Genomic DNA, 865 nt, shown 5'->3' with positions numbered 1-865 from the left:
GTGATCTCCGACGCGACCCCGAGCTTCTTGTTGATCTTGTAGCGGCCGACCTTGGCCAGGTCGTAGCGCTTGGGGTTGAAGTAGAGGTTCTCCAGCAGGGTCTGCGCCGACTCCTTGGTCGGCGGCTCACCCGGCCGCAGCTTGCGGTAGATGTCGAGCAGCGCGTCGTCCTGGCCGGCCGTGTGGTCCTTCTCCAGGGTGGCCCGCATCGACTCGTACTGGCCGAACCGCTCGAGGATCTGCTCGTTGGTCCATCCCAGCGCCTTGAGAAGCACGGTGACGGCCTGCTTGCGCTTGCGGTCGATGCGCACACCGACGCTGTCGCGCTTGTCGATCTCGAACTCCAGCCAGGCACCCCGCGACGGGATGACCTTGCAGCCGTACAGGTCCTTGTCGGACGTCTTGTCGACGCTGCGCTCGAAGTAGACGCCGGGCGAGCGGACCAGCTGCGAGACGACGACACGCTCGGTGCCGTTGATGATGAAGGTGCCCTTCGGCGTCATGAGCGGGAAGTCGCCCATGAAGACCGTCTGGCTCTTGATCTCACCGGTGGTGTTATTGATGAACTCCGCCGTGACGAACATCGGGGCGGAGAAGGTCATGTCCTTGTCTTTGCACTCATCGACTGAGTACTTCGGCGGCTCGAACCGGTGGTCGCGGAACGACAAGGACATGGTCCCCGAGAAGTCCTCGATCGGACTGATCTCTTCGAAGATCTCTTCGAGGCCCGACTGGGTCGGGACGTCCTTGCGCCCGGCCTGACGAGCCGCCTCGACCCGGGCCTTCCACTTCTCGTTGCCGAGCAGCCAGTCGAAGGACTCGGTCTGCAGGGCGAGAAGGTCAGGAACTTCGAGGGGCTCCTGGA

The 865-nt window shown here is 63.5% G+C and carries 1 pseudogene; it reads right to left on the bottom strand.

From position 1 onward, the window contains the following. Window positions 1–865, bottom strand: a pseudogene (locus CXR44_RS38700) (DNA-directed RNA polymerase subunit beta); the annotation flags it as partial.

It is taken from the genome of Nonomuraea indica, assembly GCF_002850745.1.
Taxonomy (GTDB): domain Bacteria; phylum Actinomycetota; class Actinomycetes; order Streptosporangiales; family Streptosporangiaceae; genus Nonomuraea; species Nonomuraea indica.
Note: the sequence above shows the minus strand (reverse complement) of the source record. Positions and strands in the feature narration are given on the sequence as shown.